The 710-nt window shown below is 41.4% G+C and carries 1 protein-coding gene; it reads left to right on the plus strand.

The features are described from left to right. Positions 1–22: 22 nt before the first annotated feature. On the plus strand, positions 23–601 hold the full coding sequence (locus tag AACW06_RS19855; protein ID WP_192076371.1) for a DJ-1/PfpI family protein: 579 nt from the start codon (positions 23–25) through the stop codon (positions 599–601). Positions 602–710 lie beyond the last annotated feature (109 nt).

A 710-nucleotide genomic window follows, 5' to 3' on the forward strand; every position in this document is an offset into this window, starting at 1 on the left:
GCGTTATGTGCATGGAGGCGCAATGAACATAGGTATCTACATTTACGATCAAGCTGAAGTTCTTGATTTTTCGGGTCCATTTGAAGTTTTTAGTACAGCTAAACGGCTTGGTGCTGAGAGTCTGAACATATTTCTAGTTTCAGAAAGTTCTAAGCCAGTTGTAGCTCGTGGTGGTTTTAAAGTTTTACCTGATTATCCGTTACAGGATCATCCTCCAATAGATTTACTGGTTGTTGTGGGCGGGGTACATACGGATGAAATGTGTAAGCCAAATATCATGACTTGGTTAGCTTCGGTAGTTCCTCTAGCTTCCGAAGTTGCATCAGTTTGTACTGGTGTGTTTCTTCTAGCTCAAGCAGGTTTAATCAAAAACTTAACAGTGACTACCCATTGGGAAGATATTCCTGATTTAGCTACTCAGTTTCCAGACTTAAATGTTGTTAATAACCAACGTTGGGTAACTTCTGGAAAACTCACAACTTCTGGTGGTATATCTGCGGGTATCGACATGAGCTTACATATAGTGTCAAAACACTACGGTCAGCAGTTTGCCGAGACAGTGGCGAGGCAAATGGAGTACAACTGGCAAGAATGCACATAACAAACAATTTAAGAGTGATTCAGCACGCTTGGCATTTTTGGTTTGGGTTAAGTTTAGTGTTTACGGTGGTCGAATTAAGTGTCGTGCTCGCGTGCTTCACACCTTAATT

Origin of the sequence: Vibrio sp. S12_S33, from assembly GCF_963889785.1 — a bacterium.
Classification (GTDB): domain Bacteria; phylum Pseudomonadota; class Gammaproteobacteria; order Enterobacterales; family Vibrionaceae; genus Vibrio; species Vibrio aestuarianus.